The organism is Ruegeria sp. CRTD044 (assembly GCF_059613485.1).
Genome location: NZ_JBXWSP010000004.1, coordinates 417,627 through 444,624 on the forward strand (window position 1 = coordinate 417,627; position 26,998 = coordinate 444,624).

Annotated in this window: 28 protein-coding genes and 1 riboswitch; of the genes, 14 read left to right on the forward strand and 14 right to left on the reverse strand. The window is 62.2% G+C overall.

From position 1 onward, the window contains the following. Positions 1-10 precede the first annotated feature (10 nt). A complete protein-coding gene (locus AC2FNL_RS05015; RefSeq protein WP_170587406.1) occupies positions 11-724 on the forward strand; it encodes a porin family protein in 714 nt (237 codons plus the stop codon). Positions 725-793: 69 nt separating this feature from the next. Here AC2FNL_RS05015 and AC2FNL_RS05020 read toward each other — a convergent pair whose 3' ends face one another. Next, entirely contained in the window at positions 794-2,548 is a 1,755-nt protein-coding gene (locus AC2FNL_RS05020; RefSeq protein ID WP_093962531.1) for a hypothetical protein, read from the reverse strand. A 124-nt stretch (positions 2,549-2,672) separates the two neighbouring features. Here AC2FNL_RS05020 and AC2FNL_RS05025 point away from each other — a divergent pair, with 124 nt between their 5' ends. Continuing rightward, the gene (locus AC2FNL_RS05025) at positions 2,673-3,380 is read left to right on the forward strand and encodes a thiamine diphosphokinase (protein WP_496832718.1); all 708 of its coding nucleotides are present in this window, start codon (positions 2,673-2,675) and stop codon (positions 3,378-3,380) included. Here AC2FNL_RS05025 and AC2FNL_RS05030 read toward each other — a convergent pair. Genes AC2FNL_RS05030 through AC2FNL_RS05040 form a run of 3 tightly spaced genes read right to left on the reverse strand, consistent with a single transcriptional unit; the run spans position 3,325 to position 6,100 of the window. Then, positions 3,325-4,239: a DMT family transporter gene (locus AC2FNL_RS05030; RefSeq protein ID WP_496832719.1), complete on the reverse strand. Its 915-nt coding sequence runs from the start codon at positions 4,237-4,239 to the stop codon at positions 3,325-3,327. The two genes, AC2FNL_RS05025 and AC2FNL_RS05030, sit on opposite strands and share 56 nt — an antisense overlap. A gap of 45 nt (positions 4,240-4,284) precedes the next feature. Further along, positions 4,285-4,794: a GFA family protein gene (locus tag AC2FNL_RS05035; protein ID WP_496832720.1), complete on the reverse strand. Its 510-nt coding sequence runs from the start codon at positions 4,792-4,794 to the stop codon at positions 4,285-4,287. Continuing rightward, the gene (locus AC2FNL_RS05040; protein WP_496832721.1) at positions 4,727-6,100 is read right to left on the reverse strand and encodes an L-serine ammonia-lyase; all 1,374 of its coding nucleotides are present in this window, start codon (positions 6,098-6,100) and stop codon (positions 4,727-4,729) included. The genes AC2FNL_RS05035 and AC2FNL_RS05040 overlap by 68 nt, the downstream gene beginning before the upstream one ends. Positions 6,101-6,342: 242 nt before the next feature. Between AC2FNL_RS05040 and rpiA the strand changes: the two genes are divergently transcribed. The 6 genes from rpiA (at position 6,343) to AC2FNL_RS05070 (ending at position 12,545) form a co-directional block, all read left to right on the forward strand. Next, positions 6,343-7,128, forward strand: a complete 786-nt coding sequence (gene rpiA, locus AC2FNL_RS05045; RefSeq protein ID WP_496832722.1) for a ribose-5-phosphate isomerase RpiA — start codon at positions 6,343-6,345, stop codon at positions 7,126-7,128. 119 nt (positions 7,129-7,247) lie between these two features. Beyond that, a complete protein-coding gene (gene gor, locus AC2FNL_RS05050; RefSeq protein WP_496832723.1) occupies positions 7,248-8,606 on the forward strand; it encodes a glutathione-disulfide reductase in 1,359 nt (452 codons plus the stop codon). Positions 8,607-8,678: 72 nt separating this feature from the next. Beyond that, entirely contained in the window at positions 8,679-9,833 is a 1,155-nt protein-coding gene (gene hflK, locus AC2FNL_RS05055) for an FtsH protease activity modulator HflK (protein ID WP_093962524.1), read from the forward strand. 3 nt (positions 9,834-9,836) lie between these two features. Continuing rightward, entirely contained in the window at positions 9,837-10,730 is an 894-nt protein-coding gene (gene hflC / locus AC2FNL_RS05060; protein ID WP_093962523.1) for a protease modulator HflC, read from the forward strand. Next, a complete protein-coding gene (locus tag AC2FNL_RS05065) occupies positions 10,730-10,924 on the forward strand; it encodes a DUF2065 domain-containing protein (RefSeq protein ID WP_093962522.1) in 195 nt (64 codons plus the stop codon). Before hflC ends, AC2FNL_RS05065 begins: the two co-directional genes overlap by 1 nt. A 130-nt stretch (positions 10,925-11,054) precedes the next feature. Beyond that, on the forward strand, positions 11,055-12,545 hold the full coding sequence (locus AC2FNL_RS05070) for a Do family serine endopeptidase (protein WP_496832724.1): 1,491 nt from the start codon (positions 11,055-11,057) through the stop codon (positions 12,543-12,545). A 241-nt stretch (positions 12,546-12,786) separates the two neighbouring features. Here the strand turns inward: AC2FNL_RS05070 and AC2FNL_RS05075 are convergent, their stop codons facing one another. The 5 genes from AC2FNL_RS05075 to AC2FNL_RS05095 form a co-directional block, all read right to left on the reverse strand. Continuing rightward, on the reverse strand, positions 12,787-13,455 hold the full coding sequence (locus tag AC2FNL_RS05075; protein WP_093962520.1) for a Crp/Fnr family transcriptional regulator: 669 nt from the start codon (positions 13,453-13,455) through the stop codon (positions 12,787-12,789). Positions 13,456-13,586: 131 nt separating this feature from the next. Continuing rightward, complete coding sequence (locus tag AC2FNL_RS05080) at positions 13,587-14,192, reverse strand: inner membrane-spanning protein YciB (protein ID WP_170363125.1); 606 nt, start codon at positions 14,190-14,192, stop codon at positions 13,587-13,589. A gap of 17 nt (positions 14,193-14,209) precedes the next feature. Then, complete coding sequence (locus tag AC2FNL_RS05085) at positions 14,210-15,112, reverse strand: EamA family transporter (protein ID WP_093963009.1); 903 nt, start codon at positions 15,110-15,112, stop codon at positions 14,210-14,212. Between the two features lie 79 nt (positions 15,113-15,191). After that, complete coding sequence (gene ftsY / locus AC2FNL_RS05090; RefSeq protein WP_496832725.1) at positions 15,192-16,343, reverse strand: signal recognition particle-docking protein FtsY; 1,152 nt, start codon at positions 16,341-16,343, stop codon at positions 15,192-15,194. Between the two features lie 57 nt (positions 16,344-16,400). Continuing rightward, complete coding sequence (locus AC2FNL_RS05095) at positions 16,401-17,036, reverse strand: lysoplasmalogenase (RefSeq protein ID WP_093962518.1); 636 nt, start codon at positions 17,034-17,036, stop codon at positions 16,401-16,403. Positions 17,037-17,163: 127 nt separating this feature from the next. Between AC2FNL_RS05095 and AC2FNL_RS05100 the strand changes: the two genes are divergently transcribed. Continuing rightward, a complete protein-coding gene (locus tag AC2FNL_RS05100) occupies positions 17,164-17,556 on the forward strand; it encodes a hypothetical protein (protein WP_496832938.1) in 393 nt (130 codons plus the stop codon). 13 nt (positions 17,557-17,569) lie between these two features. On the opposite strand, the gene xseA is transcribed toward AC2FNL_RS05100, so the two are convergent. Continuing rightward, positions 17,570-19,063, reverse strand: coding sequence for an exodeoxyribonuclease VII large subunit (gene xseA, locus AC2FNL_RS05105; RefSeq protein ID WP_496832726.1), 1,494 nt, complete (start codon positions 19,061-19,063; stop codon positions 17,570-17,572). Positions 19,064-19,137: 74 nt separating this feature from the next. Here xseA and purD point away from each other — a divergent pair, with 74 nt between their 5' ends. Next, entirely contained in the window at positions 19,138-20,400 is a 1,263-nt protein-coding gene (gene purD / locus AC2FNL_RS05110) for a phosphoribosylamine--glycine ligase (RefSeq protein WP_093962516.1), read from the forward strand. A 78-nt stretch (positions 20,401-20,478) separates the two neighbouring features. Here the strand turns inward: purD and AC2FNL_RS05115 are convergent, their stop codons facing one another. After that, positions 20,479-21,225: an FG-GAP repeat domain-containing protein gene (locus AC2FNL_RS05115; protein WP_496832939.1), complete on the reverse strand. Its 747-nt coding sequence runs from the start codon at positions 21,223-21,225 to the stop codon at positions 20,479-20,481. 32 nt (positions 21,226-21,257) lie between these two features. Further along, positions 21,258-21,581 carry a 2Fe-2S iron-sulfur cluster-binding protein gene (locus AC2FNL_RS05120; protein ID WP_093962514.1) on the reverse strand — a complete coding sequence of 108 codons (324 nt, stop codon included), beginning with the start codon at positions 21,579-21,581 and terminating at the stop codon, positions 21,258-21,260. Between the two features lie 262 nt (positions 21,582-21,843). Between AC2FNL_RS05120 and AC2FNL_RS05125 the strand changes: the two genes are divergently transcribed. From AC2FNL_RS05125 to AC2FNL_RS05135, 3 genes are all read left to right on the forward strand, one after another. Further along, positions 21,844-22,158: a hypothetical protein gene (locus AC2FNL_RS05125; RefSeq protein ID WP_093962513.1), complete on the forward strand. Its 315-nt coding sequence runs from the start codon at positions 21,844-21,846 to the stop codon at positions 22,156-22,158. A 102-nt stretch (positions 22,159-22,260) separates the two neighbouring features. Next, positions 22,261-22,698: an OB-fold nucleic acid binding domain-containing protein gene (locus AC2FNL_RS05130; RefSeq protein ID WP_093962512.1), complete on the forward strand. Its 438-nt coding sequence runs from the start codon at positions 22,261-22,263 to the stop codon at positions 22,696-22,698. 36 nt (positions 22,699-22,734) lie between these two features. Continuing rightward, entirely contained in the window at positions 22,735-23,547 is an 813-nt protein-coding gene (locus AC2FNL_RS05135; protein WP_496832727.1) for a class I SAM-dependent methyltransferase, read from the forward strand. 49 nt (positions 23,548-23,596) lie between these two features. Here AC2FNL_RS05135 and AC2FNL_RS05140 read toward each other — a convergent pair whose 3' ends face one another. Both AC2FNL_RS05140 and AC2FNL_RS05145 read right to left on the reverse strand, forming a co-directional pair. Continuing rightward, complete coding sequence (locus AC2FNL_RS05140) at positions 23,597-24,664, reverse strand: Hint domain-containing protein (protein WP_496832728.1); 1,068 nt, start codon at positions 24,662-24,664, stop codon at positions 23,597-23,599. Positions 24,665-24,793: 129 nt separating this feature from the next. Then, entirely contained in the window at positions 24,794-25,492 is a 699-nt protein-coding gene (locus AC2FNL_RS05145) for a glutathione S-transferase N-terminal domain-containing protein (protein ID WP_093963004.1), read from the reverse strand. Between the two features lie 105 nt (positions 25,493-25,597). Then, a riboswitch (SAM riboswitch) is annotated at positions 25,598-25,675 on the forward strand. Positions 25,676-25,742: 67 nt separating this feature from the next. Between AC2FNL_RS05145 and metZ the strand changes: the two genes are divergently transcribed. Beyond that, positions 25,743-26,933 (forward strand): O-succinylhomoserine sulfhydrylase, encoded by a 1,191-nt coding sequence (metZ, locus tag AC2FNL_RS05150; protein ID WP_496832729.1) that lies wholly within the window; start codon positions 25,743-25,745, stop codon positions 26,931-26,933. The last annotated feature ends 65 nt before the right edge of the window (positions 26,934-26,998 follow it).

Here is a 26,998-nt window from a genome sequence, read left to right on the forward strand (position 1 = left end):
TGGATCCTTGATGAAAAATGCTGTTTTGGTCACATTGACCAGTCTCGCAACCCTGAGTTCGGGCGCCGTCTGGGCTGATGATTGGGAGTTCGTCATTGCCCCTTATCTCTGGGGGCCGGATTTCAGAACCTCTCTGGATATTGGGCCGAACCCTCCGGTTGATGGCAGCAAATCCATCTTCGACATTCTAAACAGTGCATTTCTGATCGCGGGCGAGGCCCGGAATGGGCGTTGGACGATCGGAGCCGAGTTCAACTATCTGAATCTGGGCGACACCGTTTCCATCGGACCATTCAGCAACGCCGCGAGCTGGGAGCTGGACGGGATCATGACCTCGCTTGCGGGCAGCTACGCGGTGGCAGAGGACAGCCAGTCCCGGATTGAGGTGCTGGGCGGGCTGCGCCATTGGGATCTTGATCTGTCGACAACCGTGGCCGGTTTCACGGCAAGCACTGACCAAAGCTGGACAGATCCAATCGTCGGGGCGCGATACTCTCGTGCGCTGAATGAGCGGTGGAAACTTGCGGCCATGGGCAACATCGGTGGTTTTGGCTATGGGTCGAAATTCCAGTGGGAAGCCATCGTTCAAGCCAATTGGAGCTGGACCGAGACCATCGATGTTGCAGCCGGCTACCGTCATCTGAGCGTTGATTTTGAGGACGGCCGCAACGTTGTCGACCTTATACTGACCGGCCCGTACGTGGCGTTGGCGTTCAAGTTCTGAGCTTTCACGCAAAATGCAAAAAAGGCCGGAGAGGATCTCCGGCCTGTCTTGGGCAGTTGGGGGGTCTTGTCAGCCCGCGGCGCGCTTGTCGTCGGGGCGGAAGCCGATCTGGTTCGAGGCGGCAAAGCGCCCTCCGCCGGCTTTTTCGATCTTTCCATCGCGCAGAAGCTGGCCGAACGAACGCAAGCTTTCTTCGCGGTTGAATTCATCCTGCTTGAGTGAACGCACCTTGTTCATCAGCTGCGGACGCGAGAACTGCTCCTGGCCTTCGATGAAAGACAGGTAGGCCGCGGCCGCCTCCAGCAGGTCGGGCAGGGATTGTGCGCCCTGCTCCTGAGCGAAATGGGCAAAGCCGCCTTCTTCGGATGCGTCGTCGTCTTGTGCTGCGGTCACGCGGCGCGGGGTGACCGGACCGGCGTCCGCGTCCTGCGTATCGATGCGCTGCTCGGCCACCAGCTTGAGCGGCGCGGCCGTATCCGACTCGGGGCGCATGCTGGTGACATGGATTTCCGGACGACGGGGGCTGACGACCGAGGCCAGGTCTCCACGATATTTCTGGTTTTCGTCCTCATCCGCATCGCGGGCCTTGCCGCCTTCAGCTTCGGTCGCTGCCACAGCTGTGCGCAGGTGGGAATAAGTCTCCCGCTTGTCCGAAGTGGCCGGGTCGTCCATCTGGGCGTCGGCCTTCTCCATCAGGCGCAACACGTCCGAGTCCACGTCCTGAGGCTTGTTTGCGTCGCGCTTCGAGCGCGCATCCATCTCCGCCTCGATTTCCGAGATCTCACCCAGGATGCTCTCTTCGTCTTCGGCAGTCAGGACGCCGTCTTCCGCGAGTTCAGAGACTTCCTCATCGGCATCTTCGAGCTGGTCACCCAGAATGTTGAGGATGTCGTCAGCCTCGGGTTCCGAGTCGGTGTCCTCTTCAAGATCCGCGAAGAGAATCTCGGACGAGGCTTCTTCATCACTGGCGGCCTGGTCGTCGTAGGCTGTTTCTTCCGCCGCGGCTTCCTCAACCTCTTCCAGATCAGCTTCAACTTCCTGAGCATCCTCGGCGGCTTCATCAGCCTCCGCTTCAACTTCAGGCTCCGCTTCGACTTCCGGTGCTGCCGGGAATTCTTCTTCCGCTTCGAATTCGACTGCGGCCTGAGTTTCTTCCTCCGCAAGGTCGGCAAACGGGTCCGTGGGCTGTTGTGTGGCCTCTACCGGAGCATCTTCCTGCGTCACCTCTTCGGTTGCATCCAAATCGTCGGGGCTGAGCGCTCCGGCTTCGAATGCGGCCGAGATGGCGTCGATCTGGGGCTCGGGCGAGGCTAGAAAACCGCTGTCTTCGTCTTCGCTGTAGGCGGGGGGCGTCTGGTCACTATGCGAGACGACCGCGCGGATGCGCTGCAGCTTGGCGGCGATGCTGTCGGCGCCCTGGGGGGCTGCAGATTCGACCGGCTCGGCATCGGCAAAGAATGCGGCAGCACCAGCCGCCGGTGCCGTGTCGACCACGCTCAGGTCAGGGCTGGCGGGCGCCGGAGTGCTGGCCACGGGTGCGGGTTGTTGCGGGGCCGCATCATGGGCTTCGTCCGTGGCGCGCAGCAACAGTCCGGTGTCGTTCTGCTTGGCTTCCACACGGCGCGAAGCGTCACGCTGAGCGATACGGGTCAACATTTCTGCGTCTGGTTGCGGAGGCTCGGACCCGAAATACCTGTCATCTGCGGCAAGATCGCGGAAGTATTCGGCAATCGCCTTCATCGTCTCAAAGGAATCGTCAAAGCCTTCCAAAGTGCATGAGAAGGTTCCGTAGGAAACGGTCAATACCTTGTTGTTCTGTACCATCAGACGCACGTCCTCTACAAACTACACAGAGCCAACCCGCGCGACGCTGGGCGCGTTCGTCAGCTCGAACCTGTTCTAAAGAACCTATCATTTTGTGGTCTCAATGTGTCCAAAAGCGGGAAAAATGGTCAATCTTGGAAAAAACGGCGAAATTGTTCATTCCAAAAGACCAATTGCCCTGTTCGGAGGAGGGGAAATCGGCCCCCATGACCTGAATCTGGCGCTGAATCGCGTCAACGGCGCTGTTGCTGCGGACGGTGGAGCCGCCACATTGATCGATTCGGGGCGCGTTCCGGATGCGGTGATCGGCGACTTCGATTCGTTGGCGCACGCCTATCTTGCACGGATACCAGAGGACCGTTTGTTTCCGATCCGGGAACAGGACAGCACCGATTTCGACAAGGCCCTGCGCAATATCCGCGCGCCGATGGTCTTGGGTGTCGGGTTCCTCGGAGGTCGGCTGGACCACCAATTGGCGGTGCTCAATACGCTGGTTTGCCACCAAGACAGGCCTTGCGTCCTGCTGGGCGCACGCGAAGTGGTCTTTCACGCCCCGCCTAGGATATCACTGTCGCTCACGCCGGGCGACACAGTGTCATTGTTTCCATATCAGCGGGTAACCGGGCGCAGTTCGGGGTTGGAATGGCCGATCGACGGTCTGGTACTTGAGCCGGACGGACGGGTCGGAACATCGAACCGTGCGCTGGCTCAGGTTACCCTCGAGGTCCACGGACCCGGGTTGCTGGTCATGGTGCCGCGTGACGCTCTTGATGCTGTCATGCGGGCGTTTGCGTCGGAGCAGACCGGGCGCTGGCCCGCTCGCGCAGGATGACATAAAGCCCGGCCGCGATCGTGATGGCGATCCCCAAGGTCGCCGGGCCGTTTGGCAGGTCGTGAAAGATGAGCCAGCCGATCAACGTCGCCACCGGAATCTCCAGATATTGCATCGGCGCCAGCGTTGCCGAAGGCGCGAACCGCAGCGCCCATGTCATCAGCAGATGCGCCACGGTGCCCAGAACACCGATCGCCAACAGCAACCAATGGGCGTCGTCTTGCGGCAGGGTCAGTGCCAGATCCGGAAGACCTGTCAGAGCCCCGATCGCAAGCACTGGAGCCAGGACCGCGGTGGCCAGCAGCCCGGACACGGCCTGCAGGGCAATTGGATCGGTTTCTTTGGCAATCTGCCGGGTCACCAGCATGAACAGGGCAAAGACAACAGCCACGATCAGCGGCAAAAGGGCCGGAGCACCAACCTCGGCAAAGCTGGGCTGGATGACCAGCAACGTGCCTGCAAAGCCGACAATGCAGGCGATGAGACGACGATGCCCGACTTCTTCACCCAGCACATACTTGCCCAGCAGCAGCATGATGAAGGGCATGACAAAGGCGATGGCGACGGCATCGGCCAGCGGCAGATACTGCAGCGCACTGAACATCGCGGCGATTCCGATAATGTGCAGCAGCGTGCGCAGCACGGTCAGCCGCAGGACGCGCCCGCGCATTCGCAAGGTCCGACCCGTCAGCGCCACCAGCGGGATCAGGATGGCCGCCTGCACCGCAAAACGCACCAGCACCAGAACGCCAAGCGGAGTGGTTTCTCCCAATAGCTTGGCCAAGGCATCGCCCAGCGGTGCAAGCACGCAGAAACCAAGCATCAAAACGATGCCGAAGACGGGACGATCCTGTGTCATGGGCGCGACGCTAGACGTTTCCCGAAGAATGGGAAAGGCCCGTCGTCAGTCCTCGGGCAAAGGCTGAACCTTTGTGTAGTCCGGACCGATGCAAGTGGGCAGCCCGTCACCCAGTTCGAGCCACGTCAGTTTCTCTTCATAGGCGACATGCAGCGTTGGCCGCAGGGCTTCGGGGTTCTCCAGTGTCGCTACATAAAGGTGCAAAACGTCGGACATCGTAGTGGATCGGAACGAGATCGGCGTTCCGCAATGCGGGCAAAAGCTGCGCTCGACACCGGGGGACGAGTTGAACCGCTTCGGTTCCTCTCCGGTCCAACGCCACTGACCGTCGCGAATACCAAAATATGTGGTCATCGGCGCGGCACACTGGCGGCGGCAGCTGTCACAATGGCAGGAAACACAAGACAGGACCGGAGGGTCGACCTCGAACCCGATTCTGCCGCACAGGCAATGTCCGCGCATTGAGCTGCCCTCCCGGTTTGATCCCTCAGCAGTTTGGCACGTTGACGGCCAGACCGCCCAGCGAGGTTTCCTTATACTTCTCGTGCATGTCATGACCGGTCTGGCGCATGGTCTCGATCACCGCGTCCAGTGGCACGAAATGCTGCCCGTCCCCGCGCAGGGCCAGCGACGCCGCCGAAACTGCCTTGATCGCGCCCAGCCCGTTGCGCTCGATGCAGGGAACCTGCACCAGCCCGGCGACCGGGTCGCAGGTCATGCCCAAATGATGTTCCAGCGCGATCTCGGCGGCGTTTTCCACTTGTTCTGGTGTGCCGCCCATCACTGCGCAAAGACCCGCCGCGGCCATTGCGGCCGCGCTGCCAACCTCGGCCTGACAGCCGGCTTCGGCGCCTGAGATCGAGGCGTTGTACTTCACCAACCCGCCAATCGCGGCGGCGGTCAGCAGGAAATCCTCGATATGGCTTTCCGATGCGCCGGGAACGTGGTCGAGGTAATAGCGCAGCACCGCCGGCAGTACGCCCGCAGCGCCGTTGGTGGGGGCGGTGACGACCTGACCGCCGGCGGCGTTTTCCTCGTTCACCGCCATCGCATAGACGCTCATCCAGTCGTTGATCGTGTGCGGCGCGTTCAGGTTCATGCCGCGCTCGGCCATCAGTGCATCGTGGATCGCCTTGGCCCGGCGCCGCACCTTGAGGCCGCCGGGCAGGATGCCTTCGGAGCTCAACCCGCGCTCGATACAGGCGTTCATCACCTCCCACAGTCGAGCGGTGCCCTTCGCGAAACTGTCGGCGCAACCACGCGCGATCTCGTTGGCGCGTTTCATCTCGGCGATGGTCTTGCCGCTGCTGCGCGCCATTTCCAGCATTTCGGCGGCGGTCTTGAACGGGAAGGGCACGGGCGGGCCGTCATTGGTGTCCTTGCCTTCGGCCAGCTCCTCTTCGGTCAGGACAAAGCCGCCGCCGACCGAGTAATAGACCTGCCGCAAGATCACGTCGCCCTGGGCGTCGGTGGCCATCAGGATCATGCCGTTGGCGTGGCCGGGAAGGGTGTTGTCGTAGTCGAAGACCAGATCGGCCTTTGGATCGAACCGCAGGGTCGGCAAACCCTCGGGTGTGACAGTGCCGGTTTCGGCAATTGCGGCCAGTGCCGCTTCGGCACGGTCGTGGTCATAGCTGTCGGGGACAAACCCAGCCAGCCCAAGGATCGTGGCGCGGTCCGTGGCGTGGCCGACGCCGGTGAAGGCCAAAGATCCATGCAGCGAAGCGCGCAAGCCGGCAAATTCGAACGGCGAAGCGCGCATGAGATCGAGGAACCGCGCGGCCGCCACCATCGGCCCCATCGTGTGGGACGAGGATGGGCCAACACCCACTTTGAACATATCGAAGACGGATAGAAACATGTCTGGTCGCAGAGCCTTGTGGCGAGTTGGCGGCCGGGCCGATTTGAACCGCCCGAACCGCTGGGAAACTGTATGCGCTTTATTTACACAACCGAGCCGAGCACTGAAGATTTGATTGCGACGTTTCCGATGGGAAACGCGTATTCATGTATCGATTATTGCGCCGGTCCCGCGGATTTTGGGCCTCGCAGTCGGGCAGGGCTTTCCGTATAAGTTCCGCAAAGAACTGAGGGGAAGCCGCAATGACAGCAGAGTTGTCACCCATCGACCAGGCCAAGAGTGTCGCCGCCTATCGCGCGGCCGAGATGGTCGAAGACGGGATGCGCGTGGGTCTGGGTACCGGATCGACCGCGGCATGGTTGGTGCGTCGTCTGGGAGAGCGGGTGCGGGACGAAGGTCTGCGGATCAAAGGCGTCCCGACGTCAACGGCTACGGCACAGTTGGCGCGCGAGGTCGGGATCGAGGTTGTTTCGCTGGATCAGGCGGGTTGGCTGGACGTGACGATCGATGGCGCCGACGAGTTCGACGGTGAATTGAACCTGATCAAGGGCGGCGGCGCGGCGTTGCTGCAGGAAAAGATCGTGGCCACGGCCAGCGACCAGATGATCGTGATCGCCGATGCGGGCAAAGAGGTCGAGGCGCTGGGGGCGTTCCCGCTTCCGGTCGAGGTCATTCCCTTTGGCTGGCAGACCACGCGCACGCTGATCGAGGAGTTGCTGGACACGATGGACGTGCTGGGCACTTCGGCGACCCTGCGGATGAACAGCGAGGCGCCGACCGTGACGGATGAGGGCAATCACATACTCGACCTGCACCTGCAACGCATCGGCAACCCGAGGCAACTGGCTCTGGTGCTGAACCAGATACCGGGTGTGGTCGAAAATGGGCTGTTCATCGACATCTGCGACAAGGTCGTGATCGGCCACGGCGACGGCCGGGTCGAGCTGCGCGATTTCAACAGCGGTACGATCGAGCTGGATCGGTTGGGCGACGAGCACGATAACCTCTTTTCGGACCTGGCCGACTGAGCCGACCGCGCACCCTGCTTCACAGCGGTGTGCGATTTCCGGGCCAAGGGGTTGGCACGATCATTCACGCCCCCAAATACTCAGGGCAATTTCAGGCAGGCTGACAAAAGGAACGCGGCATGAGCTTTGACTATGATCTTTTCGTCATTGGAGGCGGTTCAGGCGGTGTCCGCGCGGCGCGCGTGGCGGCGGGCGAAACCGGGGCCAAGGTCGCGCTGGCCGAAGAGGACCGCTATGGCGGAACCTGCGTGATCCGTGGCTGCGTTCCCAAAAAGCTGATGGTGTTTGCCAGCGAATACGCGGGAATGGTCGAGGACGCTCGTGCCTATGGTTGGGACATTCAGCCGGGCGCTTTCGACTGGCCGCAGTTCCGCGGCAAACTGCATGCCGAGTTGGACCGGCTGGAAGAGATCTATCGCAACATCCTCAAAAACAACGGCGTCGAAACCTTTGACCAGCGCGCGAAACTGGTCGACCCGCATACGGTTGAACTGGCCGACGGCACCCGCAAGACGGCCAAGCACATCCTGATCGCCACCGGCGGGCGCCCTGTGGTGCCGGAATTCCCCGGTTCAGATCTGGCGATCACCTCGAATGAGGTTTTCCACCTTGAGAAGCTGCCCGAGACCATGCTGATCGTCGGCGGCGGCTATATCGCCTGCGAATTCGCCGGGATCATGAACGGCATGGGCGTCAAGACCACGCAGTTTTATCGCGGCGCGCAAATCCTGCGGGGTTTCGACGACGAGGCGCGCGGGCTGATCTGTGAAGAGATGTGCCAAAACGGGGTCGACGTGCATCTGGGCACTAATGTGCTTGAGATGAAAAAGCAGAGCGACAAGATCTGGGTCAAGGCGACCAACGGGTCGGAACAGCTGTTCGACGTGGTGATGTATGCCACGGGCCGGGCGCCAAACGCGGATGATCTGGGCCTTGAGGCGCTGGGCGTCGAACGTGGCCGCAAGGGGCAGATCATCGTGGATGAATACAGCCAGACCGCGGTGCCCTCGATCTATGCCATCGGGGACGTGACCGACCGGGTGAACCTGACGCCGGTCGCCATCCGCGAGGGGATGGCCTTTGTCGAGACCGTGTTCAAGGGCAACCCCACCCCGGTGGATCATGAGCTGATCCCGACCGCGATCTTCACCCAGCCCGAGATGGGCACCGTGGGCCTGAGCGAGGAACAGGCCGCCGAGCAGGAGCCGATCGAGGTCTACGCGACTTCGTTCAAGCCGATGCAGAAAGCATTTGCAGGGGGCACCCAGCGGGTTTTGATGAAACTGATCGTCAGCCAGGCCACCCGCAAGGTGCTGGGTTGTCACATTGTCGCCCCCGGCGCGGGCGAGATGATCCAGTTGGCGGGCATCGCCGTGAAAATGGGCGCCACCAAAGAAGATTTCGATCGCACGGTTGCAGTTCATCCGGTGATGGCCGAAGAACTGGTAACCATGCGGCAACCCGTGCGTACCGCTTGATTTGCAAGCGCGCGCACACAGGTTACAAGTGATCCCGTAAGCACACGGGCCAAAACAAGGGAAATGAAACACATGGCGGGCAACAGCGGAGGCCCCTGGGGGGGCGGAGGCTCATCCGGTGGCGGAGGAAACCGGGGAAACAATGGGGACGGGCGACGCCCGCCCGAAGGCGACGGGCCGCAGATCCCCGAGATCGACGAGTTGATGAAAAAAGGCCAGGAGCAGCTGCGCGTGCTGATGGGCGGGCGCGGCGGCGGGGGCCGAGGCGGCAACGGATCCGGCCAGGGCGGCGGTGGCGGCCCGGCAATTACCAAGGGCACCATCCTGCTGGGCGGGGTTGCCGCTCTGGTTCTGTGGGGCTTTGCCAGCGCCTATACGGTCAAGCCCGAAGAGCAGTCGGTTGAACTGCTGTTCGGTCGCTTTACCGGAATCGGCACCGAAGGTCTGAACTTTGCCCCGTGGCCTGTTGTCACGGCCGAAGTCATCCCGGTGAAGGTCGAACAGACCGAAACCATCGGATCGGGCGGTCGCGGTTCGGACGCCGGGCTGATGCTGACGGGAGACGAAAATATCGTCGATATCGATTTCCAGGTGGTCTGGAATATCTCGAATCCTGCGGACTACCTGTTCAACCTGCGCGACCCGAAACAAACTATCCAGGCCGTGTCTGAGTCGGCCATGCGCGAGATCATCGCGCAGTCGGACCTTGCGCCGATCCTGAACCGCGACCGTGCTATCATCGCCGAACGGCTTGAGGAACTGATCCAGTCGACTCTGGACAGCTACAACTCGGGTATCAACATCGTCCGTGTGAACTTTGACGGCGCCGACCCACCGGAACCGGTCAAGGATGCCTTCCGCGAGGTTCAGTCGGCTGGACAGGAACGCGACCGGCTGGAGAAGCAGGCCGATGCCTATGCGAACCGGGTTTTGGCCGGCGCGCGTGGTGAAGCCGCGCAGGTGCTGGAAGAGGCCGAAGGCTATCGAGCACAGGTCGTGAACGAAGCCGAGGGCGAGGCCAGCCGCTTCAGCGCGGTTCTGGAAGAGTATTCCAAGGCGCCTGACGTGACCCGCAAGCGCCTGTACCTTGAACGGATGGAGCAGATTTTGCGCGACGTGGATAAGATCATTCTGGACGAAGGCACCGGCGGATCGGGTGACGGGCAGGGCGTTGTGCCATATCTGCCGCTGAACGAACTGCGCCGCAATTCGGCAGGGGAGAACTGATCTATGCGCAAGACAACATTTATCCTTCCAGCCGTTTTCGTGGCGATCGTGATTGCCCTGTCGGCGGTCTTTATTGTGGACGAGCGTGAAAAGGCGCTGGTTCTGCAATTCGGCCGCGTGATCGACGTCAAGGAGGAGCCGGGCCTGGCTTTCAAGATTCCGGTCATCCAGGAAGTGGTGCGATATGACGACCGTATCCTCAGCCGCGAGGTCGGGCCGCTGGAAGTAACGCCACTGGATGACCGTCGTTTGGTGGTCGATGCCTTTGCCCGCTATCGCATCACCGACGTGCGCCAATTCCGCGAAGCCGTGGGCGCAGGCGGTATTCAGACCGCCGAGGCGCGCCTGGATTCGATCCTGCGCGCCAAGACCCGCGAAGTGCTGGGTTCGGTCAGCTCGAATGACATCCTCAGCTCGGACCGGGCGGCGCTGATGCTTCGCATCCGAAACGGCGCCATCACCGAGGCGCGGGATCTGGGCCTTGAGGTGATCGACGTTCGCCTGAAGCGCACTGACCTGCCGCAGGCCAACCTCGAAGCGACCTTTGCCCGGATGCGCGCCGAGCGCGAACGCGAGGCCGCCGACGAGGTCGCGCGTGGTGAGGAAGCCGCGCAGCGCATCCGCGCCCAAGCCGACCGCACCGTGGTCGAGCTGGTGTCGGAAGCCCGTCGCGAAGCAGAGATCGTCCGCGGTGAGGCCGACGCGCAGCGCAATGCGATTTTTGCCGAAGCCTACGGCAAGGACCCGGATTTCTTTGAATTCTACCGGTCCTTGACCGCCTACGAGAATGCCCTGCAGGGCAACAACAGCTCGTTGGTGCTGCGGCCAGATTCCGAGTTCTTCCACTATCTCCGGTCGTCCGAAGGGCGGTTGGGTGCCGCACCGGTGGCCGAGTGATGGGCATGATCCTGCTGGCCTTCGGGCTGGTGTTGATTGTCGAGGGGCTGGCCTATGCGCTGGCCCCTTCGCTTGTCGAGCGGATGCTTGAGGCGTTGCGCAGCATTCCCGAACCGGCCCGCAGACTGGTCGGACTTCTTTGTGTGGTCAGTGGCTTCGTCCTGTTGTGGACGGCCAATCGGTTGGGGTTTTGATCGGTCGAAGTAAACTGGCAGTGAATTCCTCAACTTCCCGAGTTGCGGGCGGTCACAAACTGACTACATTGTTTCCCAGCAAGCTGCTCAGGCAGCCACCAACAGAACAATGTCGACAAGGAGAGACCAAGTGCAGGCAGTAGCACGCAGTGTATCCGTCCGCCGGGACGATGTGGTGACGATGGCGCGGCTTTTATGGCTGGCCTTTGCCGCGGTTTCCCTTTTGTTGTTCCAGACGATGGCTGCACAGGCCCGTCAGGAAAGCCTGGCGCCGCTGGTCAACCGGATCAGCCCGGCCGTGGTCAACATCACAACGACGACCTTGATCGAGGGGCAGTCGGGTGCGCAGGGGATCGTTCCCGAAGGGTCCCCCTTCGAGGACTTTTTCCGCGAGTTCCAGGACCGCAATGGCGACCAGGACAATCGCCCGCGCCGCAGCAATGCCTTGGGATCGGGGTTCGTGATTTCCGAGGATGGCTACATCGTCACCAACAATCACGTCATCGCAGAGGCGGATGAAATTCTGATCGAGTTCTTTCCCGGCGATGGTCAGCCTGTAAAAGAGCTGCCGGCCAAGGTCATTGGAACGGATGAGAAAACGGACATTGCGTTGCTCAAGGTCGAGGCGTCGGGTCCACTGAAATACGTCACTTTCGGCGACAGCGACACAGCGCTTGTGGGGGACTGGGTGGTTGCCATGGGTAACCCGCTGGGCCAGGGCTTCTCGGTGTCGGCTGGGATCGTGTCGGCGCGTAATCGCGAGCTCAGCGGTTCCTATGACGACTATATCCAGACGGATGCGGCCATCAACCGGGGCAACTCGGGCGGTCCTCTGTTCAACATGGACGGTCAGGTCATCGGCGTGAACACCGCGATCTTGTCACCGAACGGCGGGTCGATCGGCATCGGGTTTTCGATGGCGTCGAACGTGGTGTCCAAGGTTGTCGATCAGTTGCGGGAATTCGGCGAAACCCGCCGCGGCTGGCTGGGTGTCCGCATTCAGGACGTGACCGAGGATATGGCCGAGGCGATGGGCCTCGACAAGCCGGGCGGCGCGCTGATCAGCGATGTGCCGGACGGCCCTGCCAAAGAGGCGGGTCTGCTAGCAGGGGATGTGATTCTCAGCTTTGATGGTGTCGAGGTGAAGGACACGCGCGGATTGGTGCGGCAGGTCGGTGAGACCCCGGTCGGCAAGTCCGTGCGCGTGGTTGTTCAGCGGGACGGCAGCACTCAGACCGTGCTTGTCACTCTGGGGCGTCGCGAGGATGCCGAGCGTGCGGAAACCGGTGATGATGGTGCGGAAGAGGCGCCGCTGGACGAGAATGCCGACATCCTTGGCCTGACGATTTCGCCGCTGACCGACACATTGCGCGAGGATCTGGGTCTGGACGCGGACGCGGATGGTCTGGTGGTGACGGATGTGGATGAAGCCTCCGAAGCCTACGCCAAGGGCCTGCGGGCAGGCGACCTGATCACCGAGGCTGGTCAGCAGAAAGTGTCGTCGATCTCCGATCTCGAGGATCGGATCGACGAGGCTCGGGAGGCGGGGCGCAAGTCGCTGCTGCTGCTGGTGCGCCGTGGTGGCGATCCGCGCTTCGTCGCGCTGAGCCTCGAAGAGTAGGACAGCCAGTTTGGTCAACATGATCGGCCGGGGCAGATGCTCCGGCCGATTTTCATTTTGGCTGAAGAAATCAAAAGAGCCACACGCCGGGGAGGCGCGTGGCTCTGGTGCAGGGAGATGCCAGTGGACAGATATCGGGGATGATACTCTGGCACCCTACGGTAACAGTTCATTACCTAATGGAAGCGAATCCCGTTGTATGTGAAGCGGATCACATCCGGGCCATTTTCCGGGCAGCAGGTCAGATCAGATCGGATTCGGCGAGTTGGCGCAGGGCGTCAAAGTCGTGGATCTGCAGCCCACCGCGCGAAGCCTCGACCACGTTCGAGCGCTTCCACGTCGAGATCGTCTTGGATACTGCCTCGCGCGTTGCGCCGACAAATTCCGCAAGCTCACTCTGCGACAGGGCGATGCGTTCGGACGGCGCGTCCTGTTGGTTGGCCAGAAGCAGAAGCTTTCGCGCAAGTCGTACCGGCATCGGCAGGAACACCTGCTCGTTCAACTGCGCCCCCATCCAGCGCATCCGCAGTCCGGCCAGCCGGATCATGTCCTCGGCCAGTTCGGGGTGCTTGCGGATTTGTTCCATCAGATCCTTGCGACGCACGCGCAGTACACGCGACGGCTCGGCTGCGGTGATCGTGGCGGTGCGCGGGCCGCTGTCGAAGAGGGCGATTTCGCCGAAAACCTCGCCCGGGCGCATCAGGCTGAGCGCCAACTTGCGCCCGCTCATGGCCAGGAAGGACACCTCCAAAGCGCCTTCCAGCAAGGCATAGAGGGCGTCACCCTCGTCGCCTTGTTCGAACAAGACCTCGCCGCGGTCCAGCGAGACAGAAGTGGCTAGCGCAGTGAGCATATCACGAAGCCGGTCTGAAGCTTCGGACAGGAACCCGCTGTTCGGAAAGGCGGTCATGGAAGACACGGTTCTCCGGATGAGTGGTGTGGGTGGTTTCCCAGCTTTCCACAGCTTTGGAGCTAAGCCAAGGATTTTATCCGGTTTTCCGAAGGTTTCCCCAAGGTTCGCCGGCCCGTGTCAGGGACGCATTACTGCTTGTCCGGATCGTCCATATAGCTTTGCAGGATGCTGAATTGCAGCATCAGGAACCCCATCAAGGCGATCGGGAAGCCAAAGGTTTCGATCTTGACCCACAGATCGGTAGACAGGGTGCGCCAGACCAGTTCATTGGCCACGGCCAGCACGGCGAAACAGGCGCACAGGCGGCGCGTCAGGATCATCCAGCCCTCGTGGCGCATGGGCAGCATCTCGTCCAGAACATAGGCGAGGTAGGATTTTCCCTGCAGCAGGCCGATGCCCAGCATCAGCGAGAAGAACCCGTAGACCAGCGTGGTCTTCATCTTGAAGAACCGCTCGTCGTTGAACCAGGCGGTCAGGCCGCCGAAAAAGATGACCATGATGGCGGTGAAGATCTGCATCCGGCTGAGCTTGCCGGTCAGGTACCACAAGATACCCATCGCCCCCAGCATCAGCGGAACGAAGATGATGGTGGCCACGATGAAGCCGGAATATTCGGTGCCACCGATCAGAAAGCTGTCGTCGCGCAGGCGCAGGTAGATGAAGAAGAAGGCCAGCGGTGGTCCCAGTTCCAGCACCTGTTTCAGAAACGGATTGATCTCTTTCTTGTCTGCCATGCCTGTCGTCCTGCTGTTCACCCGCCCATTTCAACTATTACCGCGCCCAATGCAATCAGTGCCATCAGGATTATGCGCCGAGGTCCCACGGTCTCTTTCAGGGCCAGCCAGCCGATCAGGGCGGCAAAGACGGTCGAGGTTTCGCGCAGCACCGCGGCTTCGCCGACCTTGTCCAGCCGGGTGGCCAGCATGATCGCTCCGAAAGACATGGGGGCGATCAGCCCGCCTGCAAGCCCCCGCAGCATCAACGGCCCGATTGCCGGGCGGTGAACCATCGCCCGCCAGCGCAGGAAGGCGTAGATCGGCATTGTCGCCCCGTCGATCATGAAGAACCAGGCCAGAAAGGTGAACGGATCAGCCGTGGCGCGGATTCCGTAGGCGTCATAGGTGGTGTAGAGCGCCACGAAGAGGCCGGTTGCAACCGCAAGGGCCAATGCGATGCCCAAAGTCTCGCGGTTGGTTTCCAGGAAGCGGAAATTGTAGGCAGCCAATCCGAAGATACCGGTCAGCAGCACGGCAACGCCCAGCCATTGGGTGGGCGAGAAGGTTTCGTTGAACAGCAGATAGGCACCGATGACGGTGAACAGCGGGCCGGTGCCGCGCACCACCGGGTAGACCACGGTGTAGGACCCCTTGGTATAGGCCATCGCCTGCAGCGTCTTGTAGGCGACATGGATCAGCCAGACCACGGCAAATATCGGCCACATGAAGGGTTCGGGCCAGGGCACGACGAAGAACGCAAAGGGCGCGGCCATCAGGCAATAGCAGGCGTCGATCGCCCCGCGCGACAGCCAGGGATCGTGCCGACCCTTCTGCAGCGCGCCGAAAACCGCGTGCAGGAAGGCCGCCATCAGGGCGAGACCAAGGGCCAGCCTGTGTCCGGCCTCGGTGCCTTCGAGGGAGATCAGCCAGTCGCTCACGCTGAGGGTCTTTCGCTGGTGGAGAGGCTGGGGGTTTTCCACCCCCAGACCCCCGAGGATATTTGGGGCCAGATGAAGGTCAGTTGGGGGCGAGTCCGGTCAGGGCGGCGGCGAATTCCTCGGGGTCGAAAGGGGCCAGATCGTCGATCTGTTCGCCGACGCCGATGGCGTGGATCGGCAGGCCGAACTTGTCGGCCAGCGCCACCAGAACGCCGCCCTTGGCCGTGCCGTCGAGCTTGGTCATCACCAGGCCCGAGACATCGGCCAGTTTGCGGAAGGTTTCCACCTGGCTGAGCGCGTTTTGGCCGGTGGTGGCGTCGAGCACCAGCAGCGTGTTGTGGGGCGCGGTCTCGTCGATTTTGCGGATGACGCGGACGATCTTGGCCAGTTCCTCCATCAGATCGGCGCGGTTCTGCAAGCGGCCGGCAGTGTCGATCATCAGCAGGTCGGCGCCTTCGGCCTGTGCCTTGGTCAGGGCGTCGAAGGCAAGCGAGGCGGGGTCGGAGCCTTCGGGCGCGGTCAGGACCGGAACGCCAGCGCGGTCGCCCCAGATCTGCAGCTGTTCCACGGCAGCGGCGCGGAAAGTGTCGCCCGCTGCGATGACCACCTTTTTGCCGGCGGCCTTGAACTGGCTGGCCAGCTTTCCAATCGTCGTGGTCTTGCCCGAGCCGTTGACGCCCACCACCAGCACCACCTGCGGGCGCTTGGGGTAGAGGGGCATCGGTTTGGCGACCGGCTCCATCACGCGGGCGATTTCCTGAGCCAGCAGTTGCTTGATTTCCTGGGTCGAGAGTTTGCGGCCATAGCGCCCCTCGGCCATGTTGGCAGTGACGCGCAGGGCGGTATCGACACCCATGTCCGACGCGATCAGCAGTTCCTCGAGCTGTTCGAGCATGTCGTCGTCCAGCGTGCGGCGCACCACAGGCCCAGCATCGCCGCGACCGAAGAGACGCCCGATCAGGCCTTTGGATTGCGCCTGTTCCGGCAGTTCCGGCGGAGGCGGGGCAGGCACCGGATCGGCCGGCTCGGGCGAAGGAGTCTCGACCGGTTGCGGCGTGGGCGCGGGTTCGGGGATTTCCGGGACGGGTTGCGGCTCGGGCTCGGGCTGGGGAATCACCGGGTCAGGGGCGGTGGTTTCTTCGCCGCCGTCCTCGACGATTGCCTCAAGCCCCTGTTCGAGGCGGGACGAGGATTTGAACAGCCGGTCCTTGAGCTTGGTAAAAAACGCCATCTTGGTCTCCGCAGGTATTCCCTTCACCTAATGCGGAATGGCGGCAGTTGCAAAGGGTCAGGTGAAGGCGAGGAAAAAGCCGAACTGCGCACTCCAGTAGAGCGGCCAGACCAAATACGGCGTCAGCCGCAGGGCCGGGTGTCCAGGCGGCAGCAGGAACCTTTCGGTTGCCAGGATCAGGTCCGAGGCGATGAAGGCCATCGCGGCCGGTAAAGCCCATCGCAGCGCTCCGGCCTCGGGCAGGGCCAGAACGGTGATGCCCATGCCCAGAATGATCGGGATATAGGCCAGGACCGGTCCGCGCAGATCACCGGCCCGAGGGGCCAGGAGCGTGGCCATCACGATGCCCAGAATGACCAGCGTCCAGGCGTATCCGGGTTTGTCCAGGATCAGGGCGGTGTCGCTTTTCGGATGGGTCAGGAACAGGGCGATGTAAACCAGGTGCCCGGCGGCGAACGCCCCGATGCCGGCCATGAAGGTGTCGTCGGTTTCGCGCGACAGAAGGGCGTCGCCCAAGGCGCAGAGAGACAGCGCGAGGATCAGAAGCAGCGGGCCTGACTGCACCGCGGCCTCGACCGCCAGTAAGGCGACGCTGGCGGTTTTCAGGGCCGTGCGTAGCAGGCTGGCCGGACGGGCCGTCAGGGCCAGGTAGGCCAGGGCACAGGCTAGCGCTGCGAGTACGAGTATCGTCATGTCCTGCCTTCCGATGGCACCGATGCAATGTAGTGTCGCCGCGAACCGAGTTTACGCTCAACCCATAACGTTGGGGCAGGGCGTTCCAAGATTGGCGCGCGGCCGTGGCATCTGCCAGAATGAAATGATGTGGATACGTTCGTTGATTCTCGGATCTTTGCTGGCCCAGCCGGTCGTCGCGCAGTCTCTGTCAGGGGCGGAATTTGATGCCTATACACGCGGCAAAACCCTTTTCTACGGCTTTGGTGGAACGACCTATGGCGTCGAACGGTATTTGCCCAACGGGCGCGTGGTCTGGTCGTTTCTGGACGGCGACTGCAAGGAGGGCATCTGGTACGAACAGAACGGCCAGATTTGCTTTGTTTACGAAGATCGCCCCGACCCGCAATGCTGGGTCTTTACCCGCTCGTCCCAGGGACTAATCGCGCAGTTCGAGGACAACCCCGAAGCCACCGAACTGTATGAAGCAGCCGACGTCGACGAAGAAATGATCTGTTACGGGCCCGAGGTCGGCGTCTGAACGTGGGCTTTCGTCAGAACAGCGACCCTTGATCCGGGGCTGGTGGCTTGGATGGTTTCTTGGCGGTCGAGGTCGTCCCGGACAGCAGTGCGGTCTTCAATTCTCCATCGGCAAACTCGATGGTCAAAGCGGCGTGCTTGCTGGCCTGTGCCTTTGTGGTGACCACGCCGCTTTCGGCATGCACAACGGCATAGCCACGTTGAAGCGTGGCCTTGTAGCTGAGCGTCTCGCGCAACCGGTCAGTCGCATCCAGTTGCTGGCGAAGCCGGTCCACCCGCAGGGTCTGCGCGGCCGTCATGCGCTGGGCCAACTGGTTGACCCGTTCGCGTTGCTGCTGGATGTCGCGTTGGATCGGGCGGATCGAGAGACGCGAGGACAGGTTGTGCAGCGTGTCCCGCCGCGCGGCCACGAGGTTGCGCAGCGTTGACGGGCGCAGGTGCCCGGACAGTTCCACCACCTGCAGGCGGCGGTTTTGCACACCGCGTTGCAACGCTGGGGCTAGACGATCGGCAATCAGGTCCAGTCGCTGGCGCGGACCATCCAGTAGGGTCTCGGGGCGCGGCAGGGCGCGCGACAGATCGCGCAGGCGTTGGGCCCGGCGCTGCACGGCGTCGGTGGCCGCGCGGGACAGACGCGCGCCCTGTTCGCCGGTCCAGGCCAGCAGTTCCATCCGCACGGGAACCGCCAGTTCGGCGGCGGCGGTGGGGGTGGGCGCACGGCGGTCCGAGACATAGTCGATCAATGTGGTGTCGGTTTCGTGCCCCACGGCCGAGATCAACGGAATCTCGGACTCGGCGGCGGCGCGGGCGACGATTTCCTCATTGAATCCCCACAGATCCTCGATCGAGCCGCCACCGCGGGCGACGATGATCAGATCGGGGCGGGGCAGCGCGCCGCCGGGTGTCAGGCGGTTGAAGCCCTGAATGGCGTTGGCGACCTCGGACGCGCAATTGGCGCCCTGCACGGCCACGGGCCAGATCAGCACCTTGCGCGGGAAACGGTCGCGCAGGCGGTGCAGGATGTCGCGGATCACCGCGCCCGAGGGCGAGGTGACGACGCCGATGATCTGCGGCAGGAAGGGCAGGGGCTGCTTGCGCTCGGGCGCGAAGAGCCCTTCGGATTCGAGCTGTTTCTTGCGTTTTTCCAGCAGCGCCATCAGCGCGCCTTGCCCGGCTACGGCCACCTCGTCGACGTTCAGGTTGTATTTCGACTGCGCGCCAAAAGCTGTGAGGCGGCCCGTGACGACGACTTCGAGCCCCTCTTCCGGCACCACCGACAGGCCCGCGATCTGGCCCTTCCAGGTGGTGCAGGCCAGCACGTTCCGGTCGTCCTTGATGTCATAGTACAAATGCCCCGAGCGCGCCTTGAACACACGCCCGACCTCGCCCCGTACGCGGATTCGGCCAAATGTACCTTCCAGCGTGCGTTTCACCTCGCCCGAGATCTCGGACACGGTGTATTCGGGGGTATTCTGGCCGGGAATCGGATCGTCAAGCAGGTCGGACATTTCAGCGCCTTGTTTCGATTGCCCGCGCAGCTTAGAACGCCGCGCAGGCAAGGCCAAGCAGATCGGAGACTTTCATGAACATCCTCATTCTCGGCAGCGGCGGGCGCGAACACAGCCTGGCCTGGGCGGTGATGCAGAACCCCAAATGCGACCGCCTGATCGTGGCGCCGGGCAATGCCGGGATCGCGCAGATCGCCGATTGCGCGGCGCTGGATATAGAGAATGGCGGCGCGGTGGTCAGTTTCGCCGAGGAAAACGCGATTGATTTCGTGATCGTTGGGCCGGAAGCGCCCCTGGCTGCCGGGGTGGCCGACCGGCTGCGCGAGGCGGGCATCCTGGTGTTTGGCCCTTCGGCCGAGGCGGCGCGGCTGGAGGCCTCGAAAAGCTTTACCAAGGAAATCTGCGATGCGGCCGGTGCGCCCACCGCTGCCTACGCCCGGTTCACCGAGGCCGAGCCGGCCAAGGCCTATATCCGCCAGCAGGGTGCGCCGATCGTGGTCAAGGCCGACGGTCTGGCCGCGGGCAAGGGCGTGATCGTGGCGATGGACGAGGCGACCGCGCTGGAGGCCGTGGACGACATGTTCGGCGGCGCCTTCGGCGGGGCCGGGGCCGAGGTGGTGATCGAGGAGTTCATGGAGGGTGAGGAGGCCTCGCTGTTCGTGCTGTGCGACGGCGAGAACATCCTGTCGGTCGGCACCGCGCAGGACCACAAGCGCGTAGGCGAGGGCGATACCGGCCTGAACACCGGCGGCATGGGGGCCTATTCTCCGGCACCGGTTCTGAGCCCCGAGGTCGAAGAACGTGCGATGGAACAGATCGTGCGCCCGACGATGGCCGAGATGGCCCGGCGCGGCACGCCGTTTCAGGGGGTGCTGTATGCCGGGCTGATGATCAAGGACGGGCAGCCGAGGCTGGTGGAATACAACGTGCGCTTTGGCGACCCGGAATGTCAGGTGCTGATGATGCGTCTGGGGGCGCAGGCGCTGGACCTGATGCATGCGGCAGCCGAGGGACGGCTGGACGAGGCGCGGGTCAACTGGGCCGACGATCACGCCTTGACCGTGGTGATGGCCGCGCAGGGCTATCCTGGGGCATATGAAAAAGGCAGCGTGATCAACGGGCTGGATGACTTGCCCGAGGACAGTAGCCATATGGTTTTTCACGCAGGCACCAAAGCGCAGGACGGGCAGGTCATGGCCTCAGGGGGGCGGGTTCTGAACGTGACGGCGCGTGGAGCAACACTTCAGGAGGCGCGGGACAATGCTTATGCGATGGTCGAGGCCATCGATTGGCCGGGCGGCTTCTATCGCCGCGATATCGGTTGGCGGGCGCTTTGACGTTTGAGGGCCTGCAGGTAAGAGGGGCCTCGGCCGACGGCCTCACCTCGGGATTTCTTGACCAGATGAATCCCCGGATCAGCAGTTCAGCGCGCTCACAAGGGCTTGTCTGTTTTTCAACGGGCCAAGATCTTGGGTTTTCCAGCCGCCATCGTAGCGGATAGCAATGATCCGGCGCCAATCGCTGCTGGCGACGATCAACTCAGGCTGGCCGTTGCAGGTGCGAAGGCCGCCTGAAATGAAATCCTCTCCGATCCGGTGATTGGTCAGGCCGGGGAGCGCGGCAATTTCCGTCAGTCGACCGTCTGAGAAGCTCCAGATGCGCAGGGTCTTGGCCAGGTGTGGGCGGTCGACATAGGCAATTTCAATATGCCCGTCGCCATTCAGGTCTGCCGCTCCGACCGGAGCCAGCCAGCGGAAACGAGTGCCGATATGCGGTGTCGCCGTCATGCGGCCCTGCGGGCCGTAGATGGCAAGGCGCGCGCCCTGTCGTGCGTCACTCTCCACCGCGATGACTTCTGGAAGACCGTCGCCCGTGACGTCGATCACGCGGGGCGCGAGGTCTTCGAAGACCAGATGATCGGGCAGCGTAAAGCTGCGGTGTTTGCCATCTGAAAACGTGAGTTCAATCGAACCCCATTCGATCTGGTCACCCAGAACGCCGTGGGGATAGCGGGTGGTCGGATCCGTGTAGCGGGCGGTCGTTATGGTTTCGGCGGCCAAGGCAGGACCCGCCAGCCACAGGCATGCAGCCATAAGCGCGCCGCGCACGCGGCATGGCCAAAAGCGCACCGCCGGACGCGGCGCTTTGAAGCCGCAGCGCATGCCGCCGGACGAGCGGGGCATGCGCCGTCGCATCAGATCTGCTTTTCCGGCATCTGGACGACCAGCCCGTCCAGTTCGTCCGTCACCTTGATCTGGCAGGTCAGGCGCGAACGGGCCGGGTCGGGCTCGTAGGCGAAGTCCAGCATGTCTTCTTCCATGTCGTCCTTGGCAGGCAGTTTCTCGACCCAATCGGGATGGATGTAGACGTGACAGGTCGAGCAGGCGCAGGCGCCGCCGCAATCGGCCTCAATGCCGGGAATGTTGTTGTCACGGGCGCCTTCCATGACGGTCAGGCCGTTGGCGACCTCGACTGTGTGTTCGGTGCCGCCATGCTCGACATAGGTGATCTTTGCCATTGCTCGCGTCTTCCTTCTGCGGTGTTCAGGTTCCTCATTAGTCAAGGGATTTAGGTCTTTCCAGTGCCATTTGCGACCAATCTGGGCGTGATCGGGCAAACGGCCCGTCATTGTCGCCCAAATTCCACGCGTTCGCGCCGCAACCGAATGGTTTGACCGGGGTTTTCCATCAAAGGTTGATGCGCGGATAGCGGTTTCGATTGTTGCGTGCATGGATTTGTGTTCAGGTCGTGAGACCGTGATTTGATAAGGGAGTGAGCAGATGCCGTTGACGGTTCAGGACGCAAAGATTGTGGTTGGGATGAACGAGCGGGGCGATGCCGAGCATGACATTGCCGCGTGGTTTGGCGAAAGCCAGGCGAAAATCGTGGAGGTGATCGACGGGATCAGCCATGGTGCATTGGCAGCAGCGAATGACGATGAGCTTCATCCGGTCGGAGCTCCGGGCCCCAAGGCTCTGCGGTTGCGCAGTGACGTTTTGCGGGCGCTGGATGCGTTGGACGGGGATGACCTGGCCAAGGCCAAGGCGGTTCTGCGGGAAGGTTTGGCCACGTTCAACGCGCATGACGCCAAGTGACATTGGTCTGCGCTGCGGCCGCGCGTAGCGCATGACCTTTCTGGCTGTGGTTTCGGTCCCCTGCATCTGGACATTCAAGGTATTTGTTCTATTTTTGTTCTCATGCGTATCGCATCGACACCACAGCCCAGTTCGGGCCGCCCATGGCCCAGACCACCGGCCTGCCTTCCAGCCGACCGACTGGACGACCCGCCCGAGGGTGCGCGGGTTGCTGTGGCGGGATTGGTGATCCTGCGGCAGCGGCCTGGTACGGCCAAAGGGGTGATCTTCATCACGCTCGAAGACGAGACCGGCATCGTGAACGTGATTGTCTGGCGCAAGATCTATGAGCGGTTCCGCCGGGCGGTGATCTCGGGGCGGTTGCTGCGGGTGACCGGGCGGATGCAGCGGGCCCATGCGGTGACCCATGTGATCGCGGAAGAGATCGAGGACATCTCGGGCATGCTGGACCTGCTGGTGCGGGGTGACGGGGCGGATGCCTGTCGGCCTCAGCCGACTGCAGAGCACAATGAGTTCGCCAAAACGCGCAATTTCGGCTAGTCTTTTGCATCATGCGGTTGCCGGGGGGGAGCGCAGATGTCGACGAATTCGGCTGGTTTCGTAGGCAATATTCCAAGTCATTACGACGCGGGGTTGGGTCCGAATATCTTCACTGACTACGCGGACAGACTTGCCGCCCGTTGCGCCGAAGAGCCGGTGGCCAAGGCCATCGAACTGGCCGCGGGCACGGGGATCCTGAGCCGCAAGCTGTGCGATGTGCTGCCGAGTGAGACCCAAGTTTTGATCTCGGACCTGAACGCGCCCATGCTGGAGGTTGCAAAGGCCAAGTTCACGGCGGCGGATAGCGTCGAGTTCGCGGTCGTCAACGCGATGGATCTGCCGTTCGAAGACGGCGCGTTCGACCTGATTACCTGCCAGTTCGGGGTCATGTTCTTTCCCGACAAACCCGCTTCGTTCCATGAGGCGGCGCGGGTGCTCAGACCGGGTGGGCGCTATGTTTTCAACGTGTGGAGCCCGATGTCCGAGAATCCGTTCTCGCAGGTCGCGCACGATGTGGGCGCATATTTCTTTCCGCAGGATCCGCCGGGATTCTACAAGGTACCGTTTCACTATGGTGACCCCGAGGCTGTCCGGGCTGATCTGAGCGCCGCAGGCTGGACGGATATCCAACACGAAACGATCCGGCTGACGAAGACCATCGTCAACCCGGAAGCCTTTGCCCACGCTCTGGTTTTTGGAAACCCGTTGGTCGATGAAATACGAGAGCGCGGCGGCGTGGATCCCACGGACGTGGCGGCGCGGATGTTCTCTGAATTGAAGCGCGTCTTTGCTCCGCAGGGCATGACGATGCCACTGTCAGCGACCACGTTCACCTGCCGAAAGACCTGACGGTAGGTCCCGCACACTCCGACCAGGGTCAGAAAATACCCGATGACGATCAGGCCAGCAGCGCTTGACCGTTCTTGAGGTGACGCGAAATCAGACCGCGCTGCTTGTGACCCTTTGGGATCAGGGCGGCTGGCCGCGGTTCAAAGCCGGGGTCCTCAAACTCGGGGAACAGGGCCAATATCTCGGCGCGAGCCGCCTCGGGGATGGATTTCAGCGCTTCGGGGCCGGCGAACAGGCTTTCGCTTGGGGTGTCGTTGGCAAAGACGACCTGATGCGTGTCGAAAAGAAGGTGGAAATAGCAAACGGATTCCGTGGCACAGACCCGGTCAATGCTGTCCAGCGGCAGCAGCGACTTGGCCGAAACCAGCACCTCGTTGGTGTTGAACATGCGTTGCGCGATCTTTGACCGCACCAGAATGCGGTGCTGGGGTGAAACGGTCAGGTCCTGTGTTGGCAACCCTGCGCCGAGCGCGCCGGCGGAAATCTGGATCGGAACCAGTTTCGGATTAACGGAGAGGTCGACGCTGTCCAGTTCACGGCGCCCGATCCAGCGGATCGGTTCATAGCTGCCGGCGTAGGTCAGAACCAGATCTCCGACCGACAAGTCTTCGATCTTTTTTGTCCCGTCCTTGGTGCTGATCAATGTACCGGCGGTAAAGCATGGGACATTCGAAATCGGCGATGCCTGACCATCACTGCTGCCGGCAACCTCATAGTTCGTACCGGGAGTTGGCAGGACGGGACCGCTGATGCCGACATTCACACCGTCGATGCGAATGACCCAGAACGTGTCGCCGGAGGTTGTCGTAAAACCGAACTCGAGCTCGACCTGATCGCCGGGCTGAAAGGTCTGTCCGTTGATCGTCACCGCCTGGCTCAATACCTGGTCGTTGTTGGCCGTACTGGGCGACGACCCGTCTCCGGGCGTGTCGATGTAACCGTCCGAAAACAGCTGGCTGGCCGTGCCGTCGTCATCTTCGACGTTGATGACGGTCAGTGCGGCACCGGCATTCAAGGAAAAGGTGGTTCCGACGGGATAGCCGACAGTGTTGTTCGTTGATGCGCCGGTCCATTGGTCGAACCCATAGATCGGCACCGTGAAATTAAATGTCGCCAAACCGTAACTCCTTGTTACCGCTTGTAGTTACAGAACGGCCAACGCGCAATTCAACTCTCGTCAGGGCTTTGACGCACAAAGAGGTGCGATACGCTCCGAGTTGCCTGAAATTTCAGCATTTGGTGAACGCTACCGTTTGAACAGAACGTTCTGCGCGTCTTTGCTGCGATGATCTCCGCGCAGCTCGGCATGCAGGGCACGTCCCGCCTGAACTCCGGGGCGGGCTCCCACGGTTTCCAGCCACCGGCCAAAGTGGGGTTTGTCCTCCAGCGTTTGCTGTTGACCCTCCCACAGGCTGGCCCAGCCCCAAATCGACATATCGGCGATCGAAAAAAAGTCGCCGGCAACATATTCGTTGTCGGCAAGGCGCCGGTCCAGAACGCCGTACAGGCGCGCAACCTCGGTGCGATAGCGGTCCTTGGCATAGGGCAGGTCCTGCGGCGGGTCCAACTGGGGGGCATATTTCAGAAAGTGGTGTGCCTGTCCGGCCATCGGTCCGACGCCACCCATCTGCCACGTCAGCCATTCCTCGACCGCGATCCGGTCACGCTCGGTCGATCCGTAGAACCGGCCGGTCTTGCGGGCCAGATACATCAGGATCGCGCCGCTTTCGAAAACCGAGATCGGTGCGCCATCCGGGCCCTCTGGGTCGACGATCGCCGGCATCCGGTTGTTGGGCGAAATCTTCAGAAACTCGGGCGCGAACTGATCGCCCTTGCCGATGTTTATAAGGTGGGTCTGGTAGGGCAGCCCCATCTCTTCAAGGGCAATGGATACTTTCCAGCCATTTGGCGTGGGCCAGAAATACAGGTCGATCGGGTGTGTCATGGGGCCTCCGTGTTGCGGGACGATCATGAGCCATTCGCCGCAAAGGGCAAGTGTGCGATGGATGTCGCGGCTTGACGCCCGCGCGCCCGAGGCGTATGCGCAATCCAGAAACCACGTGGCGATTTGTTACCGGATTGCGGGCCACGCTAAACAACACCGCTAAAAGGTCAGGATGAAAGACCCCTTTCGCTTGACCGCGTCTGGGGTTTTTTTGATTTGCCCTCGGGTTTCGGGGCCGAAAGGTAAAGACATGAGCGAAAGCTGGAACAAACGCACCCAAGCCGTCCACGGCGGTATCCGTCGCAGCCAGTACAACGAAGTCAGCGAGGCGATTTTCCTGACGCAGGGGTTCGTCTACGACTCCGCCGAGCAGGCCGAAGCTCGGTTCATCGAGACTGGCCCGGACGAGTTCATCTATGCCCGTTATGGCAACCCGACGGTTGCGATGTTCGAGCAGCGCATCGCTGCGCTTGAGGGGGCCGAGGATGGTTTTGCGACGGCGTCCGGTATGGCGGCCGTGAACGGGGCGCTGACCTCGATGCTGAAGGCGGGCGATCACGTGGTTTCAGCCAAGGCCCTGTTTGGGTCCTGCCTGTACATTCTGGAGAATATTCTGACCCGCTATGGTGTCGAGGTGACCTTTGTCGACGGCACCGACCTGGACCAATGGAAGGCCGCGATCCGGCCCGACACCAAGGCCGTGTTCTTCGAATCCATGTCGAACCCCACGCTCGAAGTCATCGACATTCGAGCGGTGGCCGAACTGGCCCATGCGGTGGGGGCCACCGTGATCGTCGACAACGTGTTCTCGACCCCGGTGTTTTCGCAGGCGATCGCGCAGGGCGCGGATGTGGTGGTTTACTCGGCCACCAAGCATATCGACGGGCAGGGCCGCGCGCTGGGCGGCGTGATCCTTGGAACCAAGGAATTCATCCGCGGCACGGTAGAGCCTTACCTGAAACACACCGGCGGCGCGCTCAGCCCGTTCAACGCCTGGGTCATGCTCAAGGGGCTGGAAACGTTGGCGCTGCGGGTCAATGCCCAGGCCGAGACGGCGCAGAAGCTGGCCGAGGCGCTGGAGGGGCACCCGGCGCTGGAGCGGATCATGTATCCGGGCCTGAAATCTCATGCCCAGAACGCTCTGGTGCAGAGCCAGCTGGGGGGCAAGGGCGGTACGGTCTTGTCGCTGGACATCAAGGGGGGCAAAGACGCGGCCTTCCGGTTCTTGAACGCGCTGACGATCCCGGTGATCTCGAACAATCTGGGCGATGCCAAGTCCATCGCAACCCATCCCGCAACGACCACGCACCAGCGGTTGAGCGATGCGCAGAAAGACGAATTGGGCATCACGCCCGGTTTGATCCGCTTTTCTGTCGGGCTCGAGGATGCCGACGATCTGCTGGAGGATATTCGGCGGGCATTGTCGGCTGCTGCGGTGTGACGGCGCACACGCGCCATTGAACACATCGGCAACCGCGCAATGTCGTCCGGAAAAAAGGGCGCAAT